Source organism: Brevibacillus nitrificans (assembly GCF_003710965.1).
Classification (GTDB): Bacteria; Bacillota; Bacilli; order Brevibacillales; family Brevibacillaceae; genus Brevibacillus; species Brevibacillus centrosporus.
The window spans coordinates 241,373-264,411 of the sequence record NZ_RHHU01000005.1; the positions used below are offsets into that span (position 1 = coordinate 241,373).

22 protein-coding genes are annotated in these 23,039 nt (G+C 52.7%); 8 read left to right on the forward strand and 14 right to left on the reverse strand.

Translation table 11 applies throughout. The features are described from left to right. Nucleotides 1-72: 72 nt before the first annotated feature. Nucleotides 73-273, reverse strand: a complete 201-nt coding sequence (locus EDM59_RS11190; RefSeq protein ID WP_246011004.1) for a hypothetical protein — start codon at nucleotides 271-273, stop codon at nucleotides 73-75. A gap of 197 nt (nucleotides 274-470) precedes the next feature. On the opposite strand from EDM59_RS11190, the gene EDM59_RS11195 reads away from it, so the two are divergent. Next, the gene (locus EDM59_RS11195; RefSeq protein WP_122923674.1) at nucleotides 471-1,478 is read left to right on the forward strand and encodes a BMP family ABC transporter substrate-binding protein; all 1,008 of its coding nucleotides are present in this window, start codon (nucleotides 471-473) and stop codon (nucleotides 1,476-1,478) included. Between the two features lie 5 nt (nucleotides 1,479-1,483). Beyond that, nucleotides 1,484-3,301, forward strand: coding sequence for a sensor histidine kinase (locus EDM59_RS11200; RefSeq protein WP_122923675.1), 1,818 nt, complete (start codon nucleotides 1,484-1,486; stop codon nucleotides 3,299-3,301). Here EDM59_RS11200 and EDM59_RS11205 read toward each other — a convergent pair. Continuing rightward, the gene (locus EDM59_RS11205; RefSeq protein WP_122923676.1) at nucleotides 3,298-4,113 is read right to left on the reverse strand and encodes an alpha/beta hydrolase family protein; all 816 of its coding nucleotides are present in this window, start codon (nucleotides 4,111-4,113) and stop codon (nucleotides 3,298-3,300) included. The genes EDM59_RS11200 and EDM59_RS11205 overlap by 4 nt on opposite strands. Next, on the reverse strand, nucleotides 4,110-4,997 hold the full coding sequence (locus EDM59_RS11210; protein WP_122923677.1) for a LysR family transcriptional regulator: 888 nt from the start codon (nucleotides 4,995-4,997) through the stop codon (nucleotides 4,110-4,112). Before EDM59_RS11210 ends, EDM59_RS11205 begins: the two co-directional genes overlap by 4 nt. A 112-nt stretch (nucleotides 4,998-5,109) precedes the next feature. On the opposite strand from EDM59_RS11210, the gene EDM59_RS11215 reads away from it, so the two are divergent. Beyond that, a complete protein-coding gene (locus EDM59_RS11215; protein WP_122923678.1) occupies nucleotides 5,110-5,529 on the forward strand; it encodes a rhodanese-like domain-containing protein in 420 nt (139 codons plus the stop codon). Between the two features lie 67 nt (nucleotides 5,530-5,596). Here EDM59_RS11215 and EDM59_RS11220 read toward each other — a convergent pair whose 3' ends face one another. The 5 genes from EDM59_RS11220 to EDM59_RS31390 all read right to left on the reverse strand — a co-directional run bounded on the left by EDM59_RS11220 (nucleotide 5,597) and on the right by EDM59_RS31390 (nucleotide 11,294). Continuing rightward, nucleotides 5,597-6,010 (reverse strand): S1 RNA-binding domain-containing protein, encoded by a 414-nt coding sequence (locus EDM59_RS11220; RefSeq protein ID WP_092273556.1) that lies wholly within the window; start codon nucleotides 6,008-6,010, stop codon nucleotides 5,597-5,599. Between the two features lie 162 nt (nucleotides 6,011-6,172). After that, nucleotides 6,173-6,667, reverse strand: a complete 495-nt coding sequence (locus EDM59_RS11225) for a VanZ family protein (protein WP_092273559.1) — start codon at nucleotides 6,665-6,667, stop codon at nucleotides 6,173-6,175. 138 nt (nucleotides 6,668-6,805) lie between these two features. Continuing rightward, nucleotides 6,806-10,063: an efflux RND transporter permease subunit gene (locus tag EDM59_RS11230; RefSeq protein WP_122923679.1), complete on the reverse strand. Its 3,258-nt coding sequence runs from the start codon at nucleotides 10,061-10,063 to the stop codon at nucleotides 6,806-6,808. Continuing rightward, complete coding sequence (locus tag EDM59_RS31385) at nucleotides 10,056-10,490, reverse strand: efflux RND transporter periplasmic adaptor subunit (protein WP_246011005.1); 435 nt, start codon at nucleotides 10,488-10,490, stop codon at nucleotides 10,056-10,058. Before EDM59_RS31385 ends, EDM59_RS11230 begins: the two co-directional genes overlap by 8 nt. Nucleotides 10,491-10,505: 15 nt before the next feature. Continuing rightward, complete coding sequence (locus EDM59_RS31390; RefSeq protein ID WP_246011006.1) at nucleotides 10,506-11,294, reverse strand: HlyD family secretion protein; 789 nt, start codon at nucleotides 11,292-11,294, stop codon at nucleotides 10,506-10,508. A gap of 312 nt (nucleotides 11,295-11,606) precedes the next feature. Between EDM59_RS31390 and EDM59_RS11240 the strand changes: the two genes are divergently transcribed. From EDM59_RS11240 to EDM59_RS11250, 3 genes are all read left to right on the forward strand, one after another. After that, nucleotides 11,607-12,299 carry a CoA transferase subunit A gene (locus EDM59_RS11240; protein ID WP_122923680.1) on the forward strand — a complete coding sequence of 231 codons (693 nt, stop codon included), beginning with the start codon at nucleotides 11,607-11,609 and terminating at the stop codon, nucleotides 12,297-12,299. Nucleotides 12,300-12,340: 41 nt separating this feature from the next. Continuing rightward, on the forward strand, nucleotides 12,341-12,997 hold the full coding sequence (locus EDM59_RS11245; protein ID WP_092273571.1) for a CoA transferase subunit B: 657 nt from the start codon (nucleotides 12,341-12,343) through the stop codon (nucleotides 12,995-12,997). A 166-nt stretch (nucleotides 12,998-13,163) separates the two neighbouring features. Next, nucleotides 13,164-13,892, forward strand: a complete 729-nt coding sequence (locus EDM59_RS11250; protein WP_122923681.1) for an alpha/beta hydrolase — start codon at nucleotides 13,164-13,166, stop codon at nucleotides 13,890-13,892. On the opposite strand, the gene EDM59_RS11255 is transcribed toward EDM59_RS11250, so the two are convergent. Next, the gene (locus tag EDM59_RS11255; RefSeq protein WP_122923682.1) at nucleotides 13,822-15,033 is read right to left on the reverse strand and encodes an MFS transporter; all 1,212 of its coding nucleotides are present in this window, start codon (nucleotides 15,031-15,033) and stop codon (nucleotides 13,822-13,824) included. The two genes, EDM59_RS11250 and EDM59_RS11255, sit on opposite strands and share 71 nt — an antisense overlap. A gap of 153 nt (nucleotides 15,034-15,186) precedes the next feature. Between EDM59_RS11255 and EDM59_RS11260 the strand changes: the two genes are divergently transcribed. After that, on the forward strand, nucleotides 15,187-16,095 hold the full coding sequence (locus EDM59_RS11260; protein WP_122923683.1) for a LysR family transcriptional regulator: 909 nt from the start codon (nucleotides 15,187-15,189) through the stop codon (nucleotides 16,093-16,095). Nucleotides 16,096-16,225: 130 nt separating this feature from the next. Here the strand turns inward: EDM59_RS11260 and purU are convergent, their stop codons facing one another. The 5 genes from purU to EDM59_RS11285 form a co-directional block, all read right to left on the reverse strand. Next, nucleotides 16,226-17,122 (reverse strand): formyltetrahydrofolate deformylase, encoded by an 897-nt coding sequence (gene purU / locus EDM59_RS11265; RefSeq protein ID WP_122923684.1) that lies wholly within the window; start codon nucleotides 17,120-17,122, stop codon nucleotides 16,226-16,228. Between the two features lie 130 nt (nucleotides 17,123-17,252). Beyond that, on the reverse strand, nucleotides 17,253-17,930 hold the full coding sequence (locus tag EDM59_RS11270; protein WP_122923685.1) for a TetR/AcrR family transcriptional regulator: 678 nt from the start codon (nucleotides 17,928-17,930) through the stop codon (nucleotides 17,253-17,255). Between the two features lie 18 nt (nucleotides 17,931-17,948). Then, nucleotides 17,949-19,088 (reverse strand): ABC transporter permease, encoded by a 1,140-nt coding sequence (locus tag EDM59_RS11275; protein WP_122923686.1) that lies wholly within the window; start codon nucleotides 19,086-19,088, stop codon nucleotides 17,949-17,951. Next, nucleotides 19,085-19,852 carry an ABC transporter ATP-binding protein gene (locus tag EDM59_RS11280; RefSeq protein ID WP_122923687.1) on the reverse strand — a complete coding sequence of 256 codons (768 nt, stop codon included), beginning with the start codon at nucleotides 19,850-19,852 and terminating at the stop codon, nucleotides 19,085-19,087. Before EDM59_RS11280 ends, EDM59_RS11275 begins: the two co-directional genes overlap by 4 nt. Beyond that, the gene (locus EDM59_RS11285; protein ID WP_122923688.1) at nucleotides 19,849-21,051 is read right to left on the reverse strand and encodes an HlyD family secretion protein; all 1,203 of its coding nucleotides are present in this window, start codon (nucleotides 21,049-21,051) and stop codon (nucleotides 19,849-19,851) included. Before EDM59_RS11285 ends, EDM59_RS11280 begins: the two co-directional genes overlap by 4 nt. 366 nt (nucleotides 21,052-21,417) lie before the next feature. Here EDM59_RS11285 and cntA point away from each other — a divergent pair, with 366 nt between their 5' ends. Next, entirely contained in the window at nucleotides 21,418-23,019 is a 1,602-nt protein-coding gene (cntA, locus tag EDM59_RS11290; protein WP_122923689.1) for a staphylopine-dependent metal ABC transporter substrate-binding lipoprotein, read from the forward strand. Nucleotides 23,020-23,039 lie beyond the last annotated feature (20 nt).

Genomic DNA, 23,039 nt, shown 5'->3' on the forward strand with positions numbered 1-23,039 from the left:
AATCCACCTTGTAATTGTCGAACACATAAAAAAATCTCAAAATTAAGTTGTTCAATTCCCTTTTTTCTCGAACTAAGGAGATACAAAACCGATGGGACGATCGTTTTCTCCTGCACTTCCGCTTTCGGCATGTCCTGTCGATTCGTTTCCAGCAAGCGGGCTTTCCGGTTTGGGATGCGGAGTCGTTTCGCCAATCTCTGGAAGTTCCACCTGTCTTACTTCATCCGGTATTTCCGTTTGCGGCATTTCCACCAGATCGTTTTCCATGTTCATGCTAACTCCCTTCCTTTCCCTTCCTAGGATGGTATTCCCCTTTTATCATTGTCCCGTCTGCCCTTTTCCATTCTCCCCCGCTGCACGATTCCACTTCACTCTTTTTCCCAGAAGGATTTTCCCCGATATAAAGAGAAGATTGTTTATTTGCCATCTACACAAAGAATTACTTTTCCCATAATCTGGAGGCGCTTCTCATGCCCAAAATACAGCCATTCCCTGCCTTGTTTGCTGGCTTGGTCATCGGGATGCTTTTGCTCATTACGAGCCAGTTTTTGATCAGTATGAATCATCTGCGCGTCCTCAACGAGCGTGGCTACTCAGCAGAAAAGCTGCGGGTCGCTTTGCTTCTCGAGGGACCTACCTATGATCAAGGCTGGAACAGCAGCGCACTGGAGAGTATGACGGAGCTTCAGAAAAAGTTCGGCTTCACTCTGGAAGTTGCCAATAATCTCAAGCCTGAGCAAATCAAGTCAGCTGCCATTAAATTTGCATCCAACGACTACCAGCTCGTTCTCGGGCATGGCGTCATTTTTTCCGAGCCATTCAATCAAGTCGCACGATCCTACCCGAAAACGCACTTTGTTTCCTTTAATGGCGATGCCCCCAATCCGAATCAAACAACGATTCGCTACGATATGAAGCCTGCCGGTTACATGGTTGGATTCTTGGCAGCCAAGATGTCCAAGACAGGCAAGGTCGGCTACATCATGGTGGACAAGCCGCCTGAATACCCGCAAGTCCAGGGGTTTCGCGAAGGCGTGAAAAGAGTCTCGGCGAACACTTCAGTCGTCGTAGGGAAGGTCCCTGACTTCAACGATTCTCCTAGTGCAATCAAGATGACGCAGAAAATGATTGCGCAGGGTGTCGATGTGATTTACACAACGGGAGACAGCTTCAATCTCGATGTCATCACGGAAGCACAACGCGCCAAGGTCTACACCATCGGCTATATCGCCGACCAGCGTTATATCGCCCCGGATTACGTACTTGCCGCCATGATGCAGGACGTACGCCAATGCTATCGCATGATCATGGAGGCCGCTATGCAAAACAAGCTGCCTAGTGGAACTGTAATGTACGGCTTGGGTGAGGGCGTCAATCAATTCAGTCCGTTTGGGCCTATGGTTCCACAAAAGATTCGTGAAGAATTCAACCGGGAGCTGGAGAAGTTTCTTCAACGCCCGGTTTCGTATGGAGGTTAACCCTTATGTCTGTGTTTTCCAATCTGGGCTTCCAGAAGAAAATGATGCTCAGCTACCTCGTCATGATGCTCTTGATCGGTTGTGTAACCAGTCTGTTCAGCTACCAAATGACGAAGGTCACTTCAGACGAGATGTATTTAACCCAGCATCTCCTGCCGCAAACAAGCGCCCTGATGGAAGTCAAAAACCAGATCTACACAAAGACCTTCGCGCTGAAAACCTATACACTTACGCGAGATCAATCCTATCTGGACAGCTACTACACGCATCTCATTGACACCTCCCGCTTTGCCGCCGTGCCGCAGACGAAGGAAAATGTCGAGTTCTTTTCCGTTATCGATTCGATATCGAAGCTGGATTTTCTGTTCTTAAACAAAATCAATCCACTTCTGAAAGCCGACAACGTCCCTGCTGTCAGCTACGTTCTTTCCAACGAGGTCCAGCCATTGCTCGACAAGCTCGAGCGGGACCTTTCTTTTTCCTTGAATCAGCTGGAGTACACGACAAACAAAGAGTTCCAACGCACAAATGAAAGCATCCGCGTCTCCCTGATCCTGACCTATTCCGTATCTGTCGCTTCGATCCTGTTTGGTCTGTTCTGCACCTTCTACTTTCGAAACCAGCTTCTGCGTCCGATCCAATCCTTGATGCAGCAGGTGCGCGAAGTATCCAGAGGGACGTTCGGGCAACAGATCATTTACAAGCATCAGGACGAATTTTTCGAACTAGCAGAGGAATTCAATAAAATGTCCAGCAATATCGCCACCTTGTTTGCCCAAGACCAGGCGCAAAGACAGGTATTGATCGAGGAGCGAAATCTGCGGGAGCAAATCCTCAATTCACTCCCTGTCGGTATCATAACCCGCCCCATATCCGCTGACATTCACGTGAACCAGCTTGCACGGGAACTGGTCAAGCTGGATGAAACCGGGCTCCCGCTCACCAAGGATGCAAAGGCTGTGTGGGAAAATGATTCGCACACGCCTTGGTTTGTAAACCGGAAAATGACGTTGCTGAAAAAAGACGGAACCCCCTTCACAGCCCTCGTTTCCTATATCCCTTTGCACAATCATCTGCAGGATACGGAGACTGGCTGGATGGTCGCTCTTTTGGACATCACCGAGCAGGAGCAGGTCCAGGAGTATCTCAATCAATCGGAAAAGCTGGCGATGGTCGGACAGCTGGCTGCCGGTGCAGCCCACGAGATTCGCAATCCATTGACGGTCATCTACGGCTTTATCCAGCTTTTGCAGCAGCAGCTGTCCAAGGAGGAGAAGGAACGGTATTACTTGCCTCTCATCTTGCAGGAAATTGAACGGGTCAACCAGATTGTCACTGAGCTGTTGATGCTCTCCAAGCCTTCTCTGCCGAATTATCGCGAGGTCAGGATTGCGGAGGTCTTCCACTCCATCTTGCCGCTGATGAACGCGGAGGCGATCCTGCACGGAATTGAAATCGTCTGCAACTGCGATCCAGAAACAAGCCTACACGTCGATGTCGAGCAGCTGAAGCAGATCTTCCTCAACCTGATGAAAAACAGCATCGAAGCCATGAAAGAAGGCGGCATTCTCACCATAGAAGGCCGCCTGGACGAAAAATATGTGCATATCCACGTTCGGGATACCGGCGATGGCATCTCTCCGGAATACCTTGTCCGCATTTTTGACCCGTTCTTCTCCTTGAAGGAGGACGGAACTGGACTCGGTCTGCCGATTTCTCGCCGCATGGTTGAAAACCATGGAGGCGAGATACAAGTAAACAGCAAGCTTGGTGCAGGGACGGAAATCATCGTTTCCTTGCCGCGCAAGCCTTCTTTCTCTTAATGCTTCTCTTGCAGCCGTGACGGTTCTACGCGCCGCTCTCCCTGTTCATCCAGCCAGGCAAACATGCGGCGCGTATACGACTCGAGAACCGCTCCTTGAAACAAGTGGCTGGCTCCTTTCTCCAGCCACATTTCATACGGCTTTCCCCCTTCCTGCAGGGCATGGGCTAGCCTGTGCGCATGCTCGACGCCTACGTTTTCATCCTCTTCCCCATGAATGATCAAAACCGGACAAGCAATCTCTGAGATGCGGTACAGCGGCGTACGGTCCCGATATGCTTCCTCCTGCTTACGTGGATGTCCCACTGTGCGGCGGAGCATGCGGCGCAGGTCCACTCGCTCTTCATAGGTTAAAAACAGATCGCTGACCCCTCCCCACACCACGCAGGAGAGCATCTCCTTGCATTCCATTGCAGCCATCAGAGCCATGATGCCACCGCGCGAAAAGCCGTATACGCTGATGCGCGCAGGGTCTACGCCCGGCATCTCGCGCAGAAGCTCGTAGGCGGCAAACACATCGTGACGATCTGCCCCACCGAATTCATCGCGTCCCTCCCCGCCTTCATTGCCACGATAATGAGGCGCGAGCACGACATAGCCAAACTGTGCCATTTGGCTGATTCTCTCCGGTCTGACCTTTCCGACGCCCCGTATTCCGCCACGGCAGTAAAGAAGAGCAGGCAGAGCGGGGCCTGTCTCTGCATACGATTCTGGCACGGCCAATGCCGCCTTGACGAGCAGCCCCTCGCTAAAATAGCTTACGGTGTAGAGTCGAACGCCTTCGACGACGGACTTGTCCTGTGTCATCTTCATCTGATTTCTCCTCCCTCGCTCGCAATGCTGTTTATCCACTGCTCCATCGCCTGCGAAAGCCATTTCTTTTTGTGATAGACCAGTTGAATGAAAAAGGGCTGCCTGCCCGTTTGAAACGGAACAGCTACGACTCCCCCTTCCCTGATCTCCTTTTCCACGGCCATCCGCGGCAAAAGGGCTACCCCAAGACCGCATTGCACACACTGCTTGATCGCTTCCGGATTGCTGAACTGACAGGCGATGCGATAGCTTACTCCTACGTCCTGCAGCAAAGACAGCAGCATCCCGCGATATGTACAGCCTTCCTCGGTCACGATCAAAGACGCGTCCCGCAAGTCTTGCACAGTAAGCGATGAACGAGTAGCCAGCAAATGATCGGGCGGCATGATCATCACCAGCTCCTCCTGGCGAATCACTTTTACCACCAGCTCGTCGTCTGAACAGAGCCGATCGTAGATAAAGCCTATATCCACAAGTCCTTCCTTGATTTGCTGTAAAATAGCAGCTTCACTCCCTGTCTGCAGGACGAGATCGACCGCAGGGATTGCTTGCCGAAAGCGCTGCAGGTGTGGCGGCAGGAAAAAGGCTGCCAATGTATCAATGGTTCCGATGCGGACAGGTCCACTCAGCTGCCGACTCACGACCTCCTTAGATTCCCCATACAGACGAATCAATTCTTGCGCGTATGGCAGCAAAACTTCTCCAGCCTGTGTCAACCTCAGCTTGCGGCCAAATCGCTCAAATAAAGGCGCTCCATAGGAATGCTCCAGCTTTTGCATCTGTGCGGTCACGGTTGGCTGCGCATAGCCGAGCTCTTCCGCTGCCCGGGTAAAGCTGCCCCATCTGGCTATTTCGCGAAAAGTATGCAGATAAACCAGCTCCATATGACAACCTCCCATAGAAATGAGTAATGATATGAATCAATTAGTATAGATAACTGTGATGATACATCCCATGCTACGCTAAACGCATCCCATTCACAAGGAGGAATCATGGATGTCACTCGTTCTGCAAAGCCCTGCTGCGCATCCCCAGCAAGCCGCCTATCATTTTCTTTCCAAGCTGTCCGTGGAAACGGATGTCTCCGATGTGTGGAGCGACCTGCAAAATGGTGTCACCGACTTTCTGCTCGTCGATGTACGCAGTGAAAAAGCTTTTCTGGAAGCGCATATCCCAGGTGCTCTGTCGCTTCCCCATCCGACCATCTGCGAAGCGTCCACTACCGCGCTCGACCCCGATAAGCTCATCGTCGTCTACTGCTGGAGCCCGGCCTGCAACGGCGCGACCAAAGGGGCAGCCAAGCTCGCCGCTCTGGGATTTCGCGTTAAGGAAATGATCGGGGGAATGGAATATTGGAGACGGGAGGGAAACCCGGTGGAGGGGACGTTGGGAACCGAGGCTCCATCCATTGGGTAGGTGAAAAGGGAAAAAGAAAAAGGACGGGATGTGGATCCCGTCCTTTCGCGTTCCGTTATAGCAAGGCTTAGTAGCCGCGTTTTGCGTTCTTTTTGTTGATCGTCGCAAGGTTCTCTTCGCTATGCTTCATCCATTTTTTGAGTTTGTCCTCGAAGGATGCTCCCGTATCGCGTTTTGCATTTCCTCCGCGGTCTCCCCCACGATATCCACCACCACGGCGCTCTTCACGTTCCGGACGCTCAGGCGCTGGGAGTGCGGCGCGAACCGAAAGCGAGATTTTGCCTGCATCATCAATGGAGAGAACTTTAACCTTTACTTGTGCTCCAACGGTAAAGTGATCATTGATATCCTTTACAAAACCGTTTGCTACTTGGGAAATGTGGACCAGCCCCTGCTCGGTTTCGCTGACTGCTACGAACATCCCAAACGGTTTAATCGCTGTCACTTTTCCCTCGATGATGCTTCCCACTTGTACTGCCATCCAGTTTGCACTCCTTTTATCATTTCCGAAAAATGGTGAGAACCTCAACCCGAAGCCTCATTCTCCTAGTATAACAGAGAAATTCAAATACTGAAAAGCCTATTCTTTCTGCGTTGCCCATAGGAGAAGGGTACCTCTTAGAGAGTCCTGACACCATATCTATTATGACATGGTTTTTCTGGAATACAAGTGAACAATAGTTACCACTAGCAGCATACTGGCTGAACCGGAAGCATCTAGCAAAACATCTCCGACCATCCCTGTTCGATCGGGGGTAAACGTTTGATGCCACTCGTCGAGGACCGCCACCAGAAGGCTCAGCAGGGCGCTCCAGGGCAAGGCAACCGCAAAGGAAAGACGGTAGCGCAGCACCCGGTAAAATACGAGGGCAAGAACCGCGAAGACAGAGAAATGGGTGGCTTTACGCAAGAAGAACTCGATAAATCCAGCCACTCCTTTTTCCTCGACGCTGATTTCCTTCCCTGCATAGTCCACCGACCAGTCTGCCATCTGCTCTGCCAAGCCATTCTTGTCCACCACTTTCGACAGTGTTCCACGGATGTCTTGTTTGTAGTAGGGCGTAGATGAGGATATGAAGAGCCCGATCAGGATCGCGGCCAACAGTGTAAAGTCAATGAGCTTCCTGTATCTGTGCACGGATGTCCCTCCCCGTTTCTTTTCTGGTCTCTCTATCTTACCTGAGTTTGGGCCATGTGGGGGCTATCTATCTGTACAAAGAAGGCTGCCCATTGTTCTGGCAGCCTAAGAGGTTCTTTTGCGTTTGTGGTTTATCCATTACCGGTTCAAATCGTTGGATGGCGCAGACAATGGCAAAAAGTCCTGATGAGTCAAATCCTTCTTCACAGGAGCATCGTTGTCCACCCGGCGCTTACGCTGCTCCTCCCTTCTTTGCTTGAGCCATTGCTTGCGTTCCTTGGCGTCTTGCTTGCGGATTCGGTCATTTTCCCACCAGATATGAATGCGCTGCAGTACGATCGGGAGTGTGATTTCGACCTTGGTCGCTTGCTTCCACTCGGCGGCGTAGTACATGGCTGGCAAGACAGCGATGACAGCAAATGCCGCGAGCAGCGTACCAAAAAACAAGGTGCTGGCAAAAGAGGCAAACGGATCGATCTCGCCCACCCACCCGAAAGTCAGTGGCACCGATGCCAGTGCGACAGCGCCAAACACGGCTGCTTGGCTGGCAAAAGCACGCGCTGTCCCGGCCTGAACCGCATCCTTGATCGTGGATTCCTCAGCCTGGGCCGCGTACAGATCCTCCAGCAGCACGAGCGCTTGCTGTACGAGCAAAGCAATTGCGCCTGTCATCCCGTAGAAGGCCATTCCATTCATCGGTCGATCCATTACGAGCAGCCCCAGCATGACACCGCCCGCCAATACCGGAAGCAGCGCCAAAGCGAAAATACCGTCACGGGTCCTTCTCTGCAAAAGCAGACTCGCCAAAAGCACAGCGGCAATCACGGCGATTACCGCAAGAACACGTCCACTCCAGTCAGCCTTGTCCGACTGCTCTTCATTTAACTTTTTCAGCTCATCCGCATTCAGAACGGAATACCCCTCGGGAATAATCATCGTCTTTTGCATCCGTAGTGGAAGCACATACGCGAGCGAATCGATCCGTCCTGCATCCCGAACTGCACTGCTAACGGTAAACACGTACAGGCCATCTTCTCGCTGATAGGTAGGAGGCTCTTTCCCAAGCTTCCACGAAACGAGGTCTCCCAAATGCACCTTGCCTGCCGGAGTGCGGATCAAAATATTCTTCACCTGCTCCGGATATTCCATCCAGTTGTCCGGAAAGCGCACGACAACAGGTACACTTTGCTCATTCCAGAACACGCTGCCCGCCGATTTTTCGCCCAGATAGCTCTCCAGCTGGTGTTTGATTTCTGCCTCAGACACCTGGTAGCGTGCCAGCATGTCTGGTTTGGGACGAATTTCAATAATCGTTTTGGCCGTGCCGGTTCCGATTCTTTCGTCGGTAATGATCTCTTGTCCATCCTCATCGCGAGCCGTGTATTTCTCCAGCTGTGTCAGAACCTCTTGTGCGATCGCCTGTGCAGTCAGCAAGGAAGGACCTTTTACCGTAAACTCCAAACGCGTCTTCACATCATCGCTCGCCACAAACGCGAATGGGTCCGTCCCCGGAATATCCCGGAGCCGCTTATCCAGCTCCTTCTCCAAATCCGTTCTCTCCATCGTCCAGTCGTACTTGTCTGCCAGCTTTAGATGGATCGACAAACGTTCTTTGGAGGCAACGGTGTAAAGATCACGGACTTCTGCCAAGCTGCGCAGACGCTCCTCGGCGATTTGGGATGCGCGCATGGCTTCATCGATGCTGCTGCCTTGTACCATTTCCAGGGACAGGTCCTTCCCGTTGGCCGCAAGCTCCCTGTAATCGTCCACCAGCACAAAGGAATGGAGCATCACGACCACCAAAATGGATACGACAAGTGTAATTCCATAAGGGAGATACCCCTGCTTGACCAAGCGTTCCCAGCGTGCGAGTACATATCCTGCTGCTTTCCCTGACGGACGAATACGGGAGCGCGGGCTTTCCTCAGCCACGGGATGAGTCAGCCATAGTCCTGCCAAAACCGGTGTAAGAAAACCGTAGACGAGAATCAACCCACCCGTTCCGAGAACAAGCACTGGCCAAGCTTGATCCAGCACGATTCTGTCCGTTCCCTCGAGAAAGTCGGTCATCATCAAGCCCATCCAGCAGGACGTCCATACCACAATAGCCAACAGAATGGGCTTCATCAGCTTCCCGGCGATCCGCAAGCCGCCGAGAAAGGAAACTGCTTTTTGGCGATGCATTCGGTGAAGCAAGGCCGAGCCTGCTCCCGTGAACAGAAGCGCAAATATGGCGACTGGCCCCACGGTGGAATAGCTCAGAGGGACCCCCGAAAGCCACATCCCTCCAAGCGTGAATCCCGTTGCCATGACAACCGAAAACAGCAACAAGAGGGACACAGCCATTCGTTTGTGTGCGAGATAGAGAAACAGGGCGCATACGATCGCCGCAGCCGCTGCGAGCCATGCCAGCTGATAGATCGCACCGGACAGGGGCTGTGCATGATCGTCAAATAGGTCGATCCTGTATTTGTCACCTGCCGCTTTATTGAGCGACTCAATCACATCCGCTGCCTGCTCCCGGATGGAGGGCACCTGTCCCACGTCGGCAGCCAGCAAGGTGATGCCGATCGCAGGCGAGCCGCGATACACACTGACCTCGTCCCCTTTGCTGCCTCGCAGATCGCGAATATCTGCCAGCGTCTTCAAGGTGACATATCCCCGGTCTGTTGCGATCAGCTGTTTACCCAGCCCCTGTGGACCTTCCGACATGCTTGTCCAGTAAAAGGCTGATTGGTCCTTGTTTTGACCGACGCTTCCCACTTGCTCGTTGACTACGTCTCCGGGCAGCTGATCCAGCACATCTTTTGGCGTCAGCCCATAGGCTAGCAGCATGGAGGGACGAAAAATCAAGTCTACCTGCTGCTTCGCCGAGCGGTCATCGATCTCTACCCGCGCAACACCGGGCAGCCGAATCAAATTTTCATAGACGGTATAGCGGGCAATATCAGACAAGGTTTGGACATCGTTGCCATGCAGCAGGTAAAACCCGACGCGATTGTCGGCCAGGTTGTCCTGACTGATGCTCCACTCCGTTACAGGAAGCTGTTTCGCTACTTCTCCCAGCTTCTTTTCCAGGCGTTCTTTGTAATCCGAGCCGAGCTTCTCCGCCGTCTCTACGGTCACCGATGAAGCGCCGGCACGGGACTCAGCTGTGATCGTAAGCGCATCCCCTACTGCACGAACAGATTCTTCTATGGGACGCGTCACCTTTTCATCGATTTTCTCGGAGGTCAGCCCGGGTGCTGCCAAATGGATCGTGTACACCGGCACAGGGCGGTCGGGAAAGGTGGTTACGTCCATCCGCAGAAGGGCTCCTACCCCAAGCAGGCAGCAAACGACGGCGAGAAGACGAGCCAAGGCAGGAACAATAGAGACAAACGACCGGTTACTCATCGGCCACCTTCACCGCCTCGCCATCTACTAAATAGGAGAGACCGGACCCGACGACCTGATCTCCGGCTTCCAGACCTTCCAGCACTTCGTAGAACGTTCCTTGGATAGCCCCCAGCTTCACCGGTGTCTTTTTCACCGTATTGTCCTGAATTTTCAGCACGTAGTTTTCCTCTTCACTAATCCCGACACTGCTCACAGGCACGAGAGCCGCTTCTTTTCCTTCCCGGGCGTAATGACAGGTGACCGTCATGCCGCCCTTCCAGTTGACCTCGCTTCCTGCCACGGTTACTTCTACCGGATAGGAGCCCAGCGCTTGATCCATCACAGGCGAGACGAAGGTTACCTTCCCTTCCGCTTCCGTCCCATCCTGCGCTTTTACAGTGACAGCCGCGCCTGGCTGCCAGCTGCTGATCTGCTCACTTTCCACCTGCAGCTTGACCAGTCAGGAAGAGGTATCCACCAATCGGATGACCTCGCTTCCGGGACCTGTCTGTTCCGACTGCGCTTGGGGAATCGCAGCCACGATCCCAGAGAACGGGGCCTTCAATACGGCATCGGCTGCTTCCTGCTTGGCGCGGGAAAGCTCGACGTTTGCCTGCTGCACCTGAGCATTGGCTTCCTCGACATCGAGTCGATCCGCTCCTTTGAGCAGCTTGCCGTACGCGACCTCCTCTTCCTGCAGATCCAGCTTGGCCTGCCGATCCGCCAAAGCAAGCCTGTCCAGCTCGTCTTTGGAGATCGCCCCGCCCGCATACAGCGCTTGGGCTTGCGCATGCTCCTGCTCTGCTTTTGCAGCCGTTTGCTTTGCCTTTTCCACCTGCAGCTTCTGCGTCTGCAGCTCATGGACTTCCGGGCCTTGCGCAGCTTTACTTCGGCGGATGTTGGCACTCGCCACCTGTCCTTGTGCAGCGTTTATCCCTTGCTGCAAAGCGGCTGTGTCCAGCGTAGCCAATGTCTGCCCTGCCTTGACCACAGCTCCTTTTTGAACCAGGATTTGTGCGATTCTGCCTGATGTTCCAAAAGACAGAGCCAGCTCCTGCCGCGGAGAGACGACACCGGATACCTCCAGCGTGAGGGCATCCTGATTCGGCTCCACGGTATAGGCGTTGACCGTTTTCACCTTGATCACGGTCTCTTCCTCATTTTTCTTCAACTGAGCAATTTCGCTGTCCAGTTTTTCGCAGCCTGTCAGAAGCAGAGCTACTATTGAAAGAGAGATCCATTTTTTCATATTCTTACACTCCCGCAAAGCACGCATATTTCGCCACGTTTCTACCATATAAGAATCATAATTGACAAAATATATTTTACAGAAATAGTTCGCAGTTGTATCACTTTTCAGTCATTTTTTATATTTTTTTATTAACTCTTCGCCACTCGCCTTTTTTGCATCATTTTTTCGTATCCATTCATTTCGTCACTTTTTTGTAACTCGAATCCTGTATGATAGAAAAGAGCAATCTACTTACATTGTTGCGCTATGGATTGTTAGCGCTTACCTATCCATTATTAACGTCATTTTTTCACGATAGGAGTGATCGACATGGCTAAAATTTTCACCTCTTACACAGACATCGTGGCAGATATCCATGATGGAGCGACCCTTTTGGTAGGTGGATTCGGACTCGTAGGGATCCCTGAAAATCTGATCATCGCCTTGCGTGACAAGGGAGTGGGCAACCTCACTGTCGTGTCCAACAACTGTGGAGTCGACGACTGGGGTCTTGGGCTTCTGCTGCGCGAAAAGCAAATCAAAAAAATGATTTCCTCTTACGTTGGGGAAAACAAGGAATTCGAACGTCAATTCCTCTCCGGCGAGCTGGAGGTTGAACTGACTCCTCAAGGTACACTGGCTGAGCGCGTACGTGCTGGCGGCGCTGGCATTCCTGCTTTCTACACTCCGGCAGGCGTAGGTACCCCGATTGCCGAAGGCCGTGAGACACGCGTATTTGGCGGCAAGGAGTATTTGCTGGAGGAAGGCATCACGGGAGATTTCGCGCTGATCAAAGCGTGGAAGGCCGACAAAATGGGCAACCTCGTGTTCCGCAAAACCGCTCAAAACTTCAACCCAATGATGGCGGCTGCCGGAAAAATCACGATCGTCGAAGTCGAAGAAATCGTGGAAACAGGCGAGCTCGACCCTAATCAAATTCATACGCCAAGCGTCTATGTGCAACGTATTATCCAGGCGCCATCTTTCGAAAAACGGATTGAGCGCCGTACCGTCCGCTCCTAGCTTTTGCGGAAACGAACGCCATTCATAAGGAGGACACTGATATGTCGCTGACTCGTGAACAAATCGCCACTCGTGCTGCTCAGGAAGTCGAGGATGGCTTTTACGTAAACCTGGGGATCGGGATGCCTACACTGGTAGCCAACTACATCCCCGAAGGCAAAACGGTTGTGCTGCAATCGGAAAATGGCCTGCTCGGAATCGGGCCGTATCCGACAGAAGCAGAACTCGATCCAGATCTGATCAATGCCGGTAAAGAAACCGTTACCGCTATCCCGGGTGCCGCTTACTTCTCTAGTGCTGAATCGTTTGCGATGATCCGCGGTGGACACATCGATCTCGCAATCCTCGGCGCGATGGAAGTATCTGCACAGGGCGATCTGGCAAACTGGATGATTCCCGGCAAAATGGTAAAAGGCATGGGCGGCGCGATGGATCTGGTGCACGGCGCGAAAAAAATCGTCGTCATCATGGACCACGTGAACAAGCATGGTGAAACCAAAATCTTGAATGAGTGCGCACTCCCTCTCACAGGGAAAAAGGTCGTGAACCGCATCATCACCGACCGTGCTGTACTCGATGTCACGCCTGAGGGTCTCGTCCTCGTGGAAGTGGCAGAAGGCTACACGGCTGAAGACATTCAGGCGTGCACCCAGCCTCAGCTGATTGTCTCCCCTGATCTGAAAACGATCGGGCTGTAAGCAGCAACCGCATCATAACCACATTCATTCCTTGACCTTGGCGCAGATGCGCGGGGTCTTTTTTTACAAATCTTGCGCTCAGACACCCGCGAAGTCGCTTCCGGACTGCTCGCGGTATATAATACGTAGGCAGACTACTTTTACGCGATTGGAGAGGCGATACGAAATGAACGAAACAGTCGGTTGTCTCCTCATTCATGGCTTTGCCGGAGACATTAACGACATTCTTCCCCTGGCGATACGACTTCGCGAAGAAGGCTACCAGGTGGAATGTCCCACGCTAGAAGGACATGGAACCACACGCCGCCAAATGGCAAAAAGCACCCGTCATGACTGGCTGCGCTCTGCAGATGAAGCCTACAAGCGGCTGCGCATGCGTGCGGATTCGATTGTCGTTATCGGTTTTTCGATGGGAGGGCTGCTTGCTTTCCACCTGACCACCAACTATCCGGTGGAGCTGCTCATCACCCTCAATACGCCATACAAATACTGGGACGTAAAAGAAGCCCTCCACTACTTGCGCGAGGACTTCCCTACACATTCCCGCCGCTACATACACGGTATCGGCAGAATTCCCCTGAGCAGCATGGTCCAGTTCCGCCGTCTTTTATCTGAGACCAAGCCGCTGCTGCCGAAGATCACCACTCCCTACGTGCTTTTGCAAGCCCGCCACGACGATACGGTACACGCCGTGAGCGCAGAAATCCTGGCTTCCACTGTGAACGAAGCCGCCTCTGCGGAAATCAGCTGGTATGAACACTCCAACCACATGATTTTGCACGGACCTGACAAAGAAGAGGCGATTGCACACGTTCTGGCGAAAATCAAAGCGCATTTCGCTTCCAAATACGAGGCAGCAGATACTCCCACCCGATCGCCAGAGCCAGCAAGATAAGGGCGATCCCCCCGAACATGGACTCCAGTCCCAGACGACTGTCCAGCCAAAAGGCAAGCAGCGGCCCAAGCGCAGCTCCTATATCCGTCACGACGGAGTACACGGTCATCAGTGCCGTACTGTTTGCCTGTCTGGCCGCCTCATCTGCGGCCAACGCATCCATGACTGTAGTCAAAATAGTTGCCGTCAATTGGATCCCCATCAGAAAGCAGACCCAGAATGGAAAGGCAACTGGCGTTTGCAGCAAGCCGAAAAAAAGTGCTGCTGCGAGAAGGGTACAAGCAAAGATTCGCTTCCTCCCATAACGATCAGACAGCTTGCCAGACCACGGTGCTGCCCAAGGCTCCCACCCCCATCGCGCTCCCTGAACAAGACTAGCTATGACAGCAGCTCCCAGCACCAGTCCCCCAAGCTCGAAGACTGACTGCCGATTTTCAATGAGCCTGCTCAGCGCAGAGGCAAACATCCCCTGATACACCATCGCGACGAGGAGCGCTGTCGCCATGATTGCCCAGACACTTCGCTGCTTCCAAAAGCTCTCGGATATGGCAGCAGCGTCTGTATATACGTGTCGCTTCGAAAAGGAGGGGCGTATGTAGCGAAAAACCAGCACCAGTGCAGGCAGTGAAAAGAAGCCCAATACCACAGCAGTAGTCGCCAAGCCGTAGATCGATGCCAGAAACGCTCCTGCGATCATTCCGCCCAGGCTGCCCAATCTGTACAAGCCATTGTACAAGCCCATCAGCTGTCCACGATTGTCTTCCTCCGACACGGATACGATCAGGGAGTACGCTCCCAACCGTAGAAACGTCCACGCAATCCCCCAAACACTGCGCATTACCAGCCACAGCCAAAACCCATGCAGCCCATACGACATCGTGGTGACGAACGCAAGGATGACGGCTGCGATCAGCCCGACTCTTCCCCCTGAGCGCTCGTACCACTTCCCTACCAATGGCCCCAGCGGTACGCGAACCAGCCGATTGACGGAAAGCAGAATCCCGACCTCCCACAGTGAGGACAGCCCTGCCTCCTGCCAATAGATCGGCAAGACGATGTACAGCATGGAATCCCCCAACAAGCAAAAGGCGGTTACCAAAGCAACCGCGATGACCTGTGTCTTCCCCTTTATCTCTCTCATGATTTTCTCCTTTGCGCGATAACGCTATCTTACTCCTGTATTTCTCCTTTGCGCGATCACGCTTCTATGCTATACAGTACAGAGGAGTCTTCCTCATTTCCAATACATCTTACTGACGAATTCATAAGCAAACGTGATGAATGGAGAATGATTATGAACCTGCATGCCCTTCGGATCTTCGTAGAAGTCGCGCGAAGAGGCAGTGTCACCACTGCTGCCGATGCTCTCTCCATCAGCCAGCCTGCCGTAAGCGCACAGATTCGCAAGCTGGAAAGCGAGCTGGCTATTCCCTTGGTCGCTCCTGATGGACGAGGGATATCCTTGACGGAGGAAGGCCGCTTTCTCTATGAGCAAGCGAGCCGCCTCTATGATTGGGAAAAGGAAATCGAGTCGCAGCTCGCAGAAATGAAAGAAGGAACAAAGGGGCGGCTGCGCCTCACCTCCACTTTCCTGCCGTCTCACTACTTGGTTCCGCAGTGGCTCGCGAGCTTCAAACAGAAGCATCCCCAGGTGGAGGTCGACATTCGTACCGGAAACTCGCAGAAATCCATCGAACGGTTGCTGCGCTGTGAAGCTGATCTCGCCATCATTACAAATGAAGTGTGGAATGATCTCCCCATCCAGCGCATCCATCTGATGGACGTCCGGTTCTGGTTCATCGTCCCTCCCACTCACCCATTTGCCGGTCGAGAGATTTCACTGGATAAGCTCGTTCAAGAGCCTTTTTTGCTGCGTGAGCCGGGCAGCTCCACTCGAGAAAAGCTGTTTTCGCTCTGCCGCGAGCATCAGGTCCCGCCTCCGCAAATCGGTCTGCAATACCACGGTCTGTTTGAATCGATCCAATCCGTTCGCGCAGGCTACGGTACCATGCTCGCCCCCGAGCTCGCTGTCAGTGAGCTGATTAGCCGCGGCGAGGTGGGACAGGTCACCGTTCCCGGGATCGATATCAAGCGCCCTCTCTATTTGTGCCTGCGCATGGATGCGAGCAGGCAGCGCCCGGTTGTCGCTCGTTTTGTGGAGACAGTTCTGGACTTTTCACCACCCCGCCTCTACCCGCTATAGAAGCAACCGGTTTATAAGCGGTGAGAAGCCACCAACCTCTTTCAAAGCTCCGAGTCGTAAAGCCGGCGGCAAAAAAGCAAAAGAGCCCAATCCGAAACGGATGGGCCTTTGTTTTTGCCAGCATGATTCTTTACGGAAACACAATCGTCTTGTTGCCATAGACCAGCACGCGGTCTTCCAGATGCCAGCCCACTGCACGAGCGAGCACGGTGCGCTCCACCTGACGTCCCAGCTGCTTGAGGGTTTCCACATCTTCCTGATGAGTCACTCGCTGTACGTCCTGCTCGATGATCGGACCTGCATCCAGCTCTTCGGTTACGTAATGGGCTGTAGCTCCGATCAGCTTTACACCGCGGCGATAAGCCTGCTCATAAGGCTTTGCCCCCACAAAGGCAGGCAGGAACGAGTGATGAATGTTGATGATCCGCATCGCGTAGTCTTCCAAAAAGCGCGGCGAGAGGATCTGCATGTAGCGAGCCAGCACGATGAGGTCTGCCCCTTCGGCTGCGGCGATTTGGGCTATTTCTGCTTCCGGCTTGTTCTCTTTGGTAACCGGGATACAGTGGTAAGGAATTCCAAAGGACTCTACGGTTTCTCTCATGTCCGGGTGATTGCTGATCACGACCGAGATGTCTGCGTACAGCTCGCCCGAATTCCAGCGCCACAAAAGCTCAAGCAAGCAGTGATCTTCCTTGGAGACAAAGATCGCTACCTTTTTGCGCTTGCTTGCCTGCACCAAGGAATATTCCATCTCGAAATTTTTTGCAATCGGACTAAACGCAGCCTTGATGACCTCGCAGCGCTCTTCCAGGTTGCTCAGCTCAAATTCAATCCGCATGAAAAAGCGGCCGGATTCCGGATCGGTTGTGTATTGGTCTGACTGTACGATGTTTGCCCCCTGCTGGAACAGGAAATGGGAAATCGCCGCTACGATTCCGGGTCTGTCCGGGCATGATATGAGCATGCGTGCACGATTCTTGTATTTCTCCGTATACGCCTGCCATTCTCTCTCTGATAAACGTTGCATGATCTACTCTCTCCTCCATGATGAACAGCAAAAAGTTGTTTGCAATTATACCATTCCCCGCTAGCTTTTCCATAGCCAAAATGGGCCCATCATGATTCACTTATCAATAAAATTTTTATTCACGGCGAAACTATGGTTCCCGAAAACCGATTCCGTTCATCAAAATATCGACGGTGAAATCAATCTGCTCCTCGTCGCTATGCTTCTGGAAATCGCCTTTGTCCAGCACTTGGCGAAACAGGATCAACCCAAGCATCGAGGACAACAGCGCACGAAAAACGACTTCAGTTGGCAGCGGGCGCAGTTCCTTTGCTATGATTTTGGCTTCAATCAGCTTTTGCACCGTCTCTTTTATTTCCGCAAAAACAGTCGCGATCAACGCTTCCCGGATCTCGTCGTGAAAAAAGGCTTCCTGCAGCAAGATGCGAATCGTTCTTTCGTTGCTCACGATCACATCCAGACGGTTGCGGTACAGCTCCTGGGCGATTTGCGCAAATGGCTTCTTCGCCTGCTCGCGAAAGATTTCCCGCACGTCCTTTAAAATAAACGGCCCTGCGAATTTGACCAGCACGGGGGCCACGACTGCAAGTAAAATATCCTTTTTGGATTTGTAATGCCGAAAGATCGTGCCCTCTGCTACCCCGGCTTCCTTCGCGATTTCCGCCGTAGAGCTGGCATGGAATCCCTTTTCTGCAAACAGCTTGATCGACGCGCGCAGAATGCTTCTCTGCTTTTCCGTCATCTCGCTCTCATCTTTTAATTCCTCTACGAATTGCAACAGGCCCTCTTCCAAGGATGGCTTGTTCATCTTTTTCCATACGCTCCTCTATTCAATCTTTTTGCGGAAACGAAGCATGGACACCGTCAAGATCAGGAGAAAAAAGATCCCCATCCCCAGCGCGTCCTTCCAAAGCGCCGTCAAATCCACCGCTTTTAAAAAGATTCCCCGCAAAACCTCTAAAAAATAGGTCAAAGGGACAAGACCACCCAACCATTGTATCACGAGCGGCATGGATTCGCGCGGGAACATGAAGCCTGACAACAGCACGCTCGGCAGGATGAAGGCAAAAGCGATCTGCATCGCTTGCAGCTGTGTTTTGGCAATCGTCGAAATAAAAATCCCGAGCGTCAGCGTCGTGAGGAGGAACAAAATCGAAAGGCTGACCAACAGGGAAATGCTCCCTTTGACTGGTACGCCAAACCAGTACGTCCCTACCAAAAGCACGAGGCAAAACGAAAAGAGACCAATCCCGACGTAGGGCGTAATTTTCCCAAGCATCAGCTCGAGCGGGCGGATCGGGGTGACGATCAGCTGCTCCATCGTCCCTCTCTCCTTTTCGCGCACGAGGGAAAAGGCGGTCAGGATCATCGTCACGTTCTGCATGATGAGGCCAATCAGTCCGGGGATGTTAAAGACGATGCTCTCCATATTCGGATTGAACAAGACCCGTGAATCCAGTGTCAGCGGCGGCTCCAGCTCGCTCAATCCCTGCTTTTGCATGCGTGACTCCTGCATGGTAATCGAGCGATTTTGCACGATCAGCTGGGCGTTGGAGACAGCCGTACGAGCGATGTTTGGATCGGAGCCATCGATGAGCATCTGGATGTTGGCCGGCTCGTTTCGATCCCGTTTTCGTGCATAGTCAGGAGGAATCACCAGCGCGACACTGGCACTGCCGTCGTCGAGCATCGACTCGATCGCTCGGTAGCCACTCACATGGGCAGATACTTCAAACACGCGTGTATTCGTGAACTGGTCGATCAGCTCGCGGCTGTAGGCTGTCGCGCTTTGATCCCACACGACCATCTTGATATCGTTTACGTCCGTATTGACAGCATAGCCAAACAAAAACAGCATCATGAGCGGCATCACCAAAGCGATCCCTAGGCTGGGGCGGTCCCGCTTGATCTGGATGACTTCCTTTTTCACCACCGACCAGTAGCGTCCAAAGACAAAGCGCTTCATCGCCCTCCCTCCCCTGCGCGAGCCTGGGCAAGCCGGGCTTCCTCCTGCTTGACCAAATCGATAAAGACGTCCTCCAGGTTGTTTGCATCCATCTTCTCAATCAGCTCCTGTGGGGTACCCTGGGCAAGCAGGTTGCCGAAAAAGATAAAGCCGATCCAGTCGCACGTCTGCGCCTCGTCCATGTAGTGCGTAGTGACCAGCACGGTAATGCCTTGCCGAGCCAGTTCGTGGATCACGTCCCAAAAGATTCGCCTGGATACGGGATCAACCCCCGCAGTCGGCTCATCGAGAATCAATAGCTCGGGCTTGTGCAAGAGAGCGCAGGAGAGAGCCAGCCTTTGCTTCCAGCCCCCAGACAAGGAGCCTGCGATCTGCTTTTCCCGGCCAGTCAGCCCGGCCATCTCGATAAGCTCTGCCTTGCGCTGCTTGCGCTCTGCTGCATTCAATTGATAGACACCTGCGTAAAAATCGAGATTTTCCTCGACAGTCAAATCCTCATAGAGGCTGAACTTCTGTGACATGTAGCCGATCCGCTGCTTGATCTCCTCACTCTGCGTCATGACATCCAAGCCAAGCACCGTGCCGCTTCCAGAGGTAGGCACCAAAAGCCCGCACAGCATGCGAATCGTCGTCGACTTGCCTGAGCCGTTTGGACCTAGGAAGCCGTAGATGGAGCCTTTTGGCACGCTCAACGTCAGACTGTTCACAGCAACGCGATCACCAAAGCGCTTCGTCAGCTCGTTGCAGGAAATAGCGGCATTCATCCTTTTCCCTCCTCCGACGCTCCCGACAAGATCACATCGGCAGGCATGCCTGGCTTCAATTTGTCCAGCCCTTCCGTGATCTGAATCGTGACGGCAAAGACGAGCTTTGTACGCTCATCGGGGGTTTGCACATTTTTGGGGGTAAACTCAGCCTTCTCGGAAATCAGCGTGATCTTTCCTGCAAAGGTCTCACCAGGATAGGCATCGACCCCAATCCTCACATTTTGTCCTTGCTGCACGAGGTTAAGCTGCGCTTCCGGGATGTATACCTTGAGCTTGAGCTGGTCGGCTTTCATCAGCGTGAACAGGTTTGCACCCGTTTTGGCAACCTCGCCTTGCTCTATCGAGGAGCGGAGCAGTATCCCATCTGCCGGAGCGGTAATCCGTGTCTTTTCCAAAAGAAGAGCCGCCTGGTCCAGCTTGGCCTGCGCCTGCTGCTGGGCTGCCAACAGCGCACGAATGGTGTAATCCGTACTGCCCTCTTTGAGTAGATCCAAATCCGCTACAGCCCCTGCCTGCTGTGCTTGTGCTGTTCCCGTCTGCGCGTTGGCCGCTGCAGCTTCCCCTTGGGCGGACGCATATTGTGCCTGTGCTGCTGCGACCTGCGCCTCGAACTGGTTTACCTGTGTCTGCGCCTGACTGACTGCCTCCTGCTGGGCCTCCCAGTCCTTTTGGGAAACGGCTCCCTGCTTGAAGAGCGCCGTAGTCTCTGCTAGCCGATTCTGTTGGTAGGAAAGCGTGTGCTTGGCGCCTGCCAGCTGCGACTGTGTCTGTGCCAGCTGCTCCTTTTCCCTGCGTATCCCTGCTTCCGCCTGTTTTTGGCGCGCCTGTGCAGTTCGGATGTTCGCATCGGCCTGTTGAACAGCTGCCACTCCTTTTTGAATCGACGAATCCCGGCTGCCCGCTTTTGCTTCCTCCAGACGTGCCGTTGCTTGCTCGAGCGCTGCCTTTGCTTCGGAGACACTGATCTGGTAGCTTCGCTCGTCGATCACCGCCAGCTCCTGTCCTGCTTTTACATGTGCTCCCTCTTCTACCTTTACTTCTGTTACCAGCCCGCCTACTTCCGCTACGATCGGCCATTCATCCGCTTCGATCGTGCCGGATAAAGCAGCCTTTTCCTGAGAAAATCCTGTACACCCTGAGAGTGCCAGCGAGAATACCAGCCCTGCCGTTAGCAGGTAAGAATGAATCCGTTTCATACGATCACCTCTGTTATACTGTAGCGAGTACTCACTCATTTAGCACGAGTGAAAATAGACCGGTCTCCTATTGGATTGGACAACTGGTCTCATTGAATAATGGCTAAGTCAGCTCAAAGTGAGTGATTACTCGCTTTCATTTTGATTATATGCTTCACACCGCGTTTACGTAAACCATTTTATTCAGTGACAAATCTCGTCAGCTCTGCCCAGTGTCAACTCCCCTTGCGGATGCTTCTTGCTGGAGAGCTGCGCGCTGTCAATCCAAATGAAAATAATTTCGATTGACAATGATAATAGGAATCATTACGATAAATTGGTAATAAATAAATCGTAATGATTCTTTTTTAAGGAGGCATTTCACACATGAGCAACACAACCGTACGCAGGCTGTTTGCAGCCTTTTTCGCCATTGCTTTACTGAGTGGATGCAGCGAAAGTGATATCTCAACCCCATCGGATCAAGTGCACGAGCTCGTGTATGCAACAGCAAAGGACATAAACGACATGAATCCTCATCTGTACCCAGGATCGATGGCTGCGCAAGGCATCGTGTACGAATCGTTAGTTGAGAACACCAAAGACGGCATCAAGCCCCTATTGGCGGAATCCTGGGATATCTCTGATGACGGCAAGGTGTACACCTTCCATTTACGCAAAGGCGTCTCCTTCCACGATGGAACTCCTTTTAACGCGGACGCAGTCAAGCAAAACATCGAAGCCGTACAGCGGAATGCGAGCAAGCACACTTGGATCAAACTGTCCTCGAAGCTTAAGGACGTAAGCATTATCGATGAACATACGGTTCAGTTAACTCTTGCAGAGCCCTACTACCCCACATTGCTGGAGCTTTCCATGACGCGCCCTTACGTTTTTCTGTCACCTAATGATTTTCAGAATGGAGAAACAAAGGATGGCGTCAAGGGCTTCAACGGCACCGGCCCGTATAAGCTGGCCGAACATGTGACCGATCAATACGCCCGCTTCCAAGCGAACGAAAGCTACTGGGGGGGCTCGCCCAAGGTGAAGCAGATTACAGCCAAAGTGCTGCCTTCCGGTGAAACTACTCTGCTGGCCCTGCAAAAAGGTGAGGTCAACTTCGTCTTCACTGATGATCGCGGTACAGACAGCATCGACGTAGATGCGATGAATCGACTGACTGCTTCGGGAAAATACAAATTGGTTCGCAGCGAGCCGATGAATACGAAGATGATCGTCGCCAATAGCAGCAAGTCGGATAGCCCTGTCAGCGAAAAGGCTGTGCGTGAAGCGATCTGGCACTCCATCGACCGAACGACGATTAGCCAAACCATTTTCAGCGGGACGGAAGCTGCGGCGGAAACCCTCTTTTCTTCCAATGTTGCCTACGCCAATATTCCTCTGAAGAAGCGCGGATACGATCCGGAAGCCGCGAAGCGCCTGTTGGAGCAAGCTGGTTGGATTGCCGCGAAAGACGGTGAGGTTCGCATGAAGGGTGGTCATCCGCTAACGATGAAGCTGTACTACGATGCCAACTCCTCTTCTCAGAAAACGCAGGCCGAACTCATTCAAAATGAAGTTTCCAAGATCGGCATGAAGCTGGAATTGATCGGCGAAGAATCCAGCTCCATTGCGAATCGCAGATCGAAGGGCGACTACGACCTGCTGTTTAATCAATCGTGGGGACTCGCCTACGACCCGCAAAGCACCATCGCTGCTTTTGCCTCCGAATCGTCTTATCTTCACGCGACAAGCGGAATCTCTTCGGCCAAGGAGCTGTACCAGAAAATTGACGAAGTAATGGTGGCGAAGGATGAAAAAACGCGACAAGCGCTGTATGCCGACATTTTAACTTCCGTACATAACGAAGCTGTATTTATTCCGCTGACGAACGGGAGCATAACAGTCGTCGCACCAACTCATTTACAAGGCGTTTCTTTCAAGCAAACCCAATTCGAGCTGCCCTTTGAACGAATGCATTTTGAGTAAGGGGCAAAAAACTATTTTCC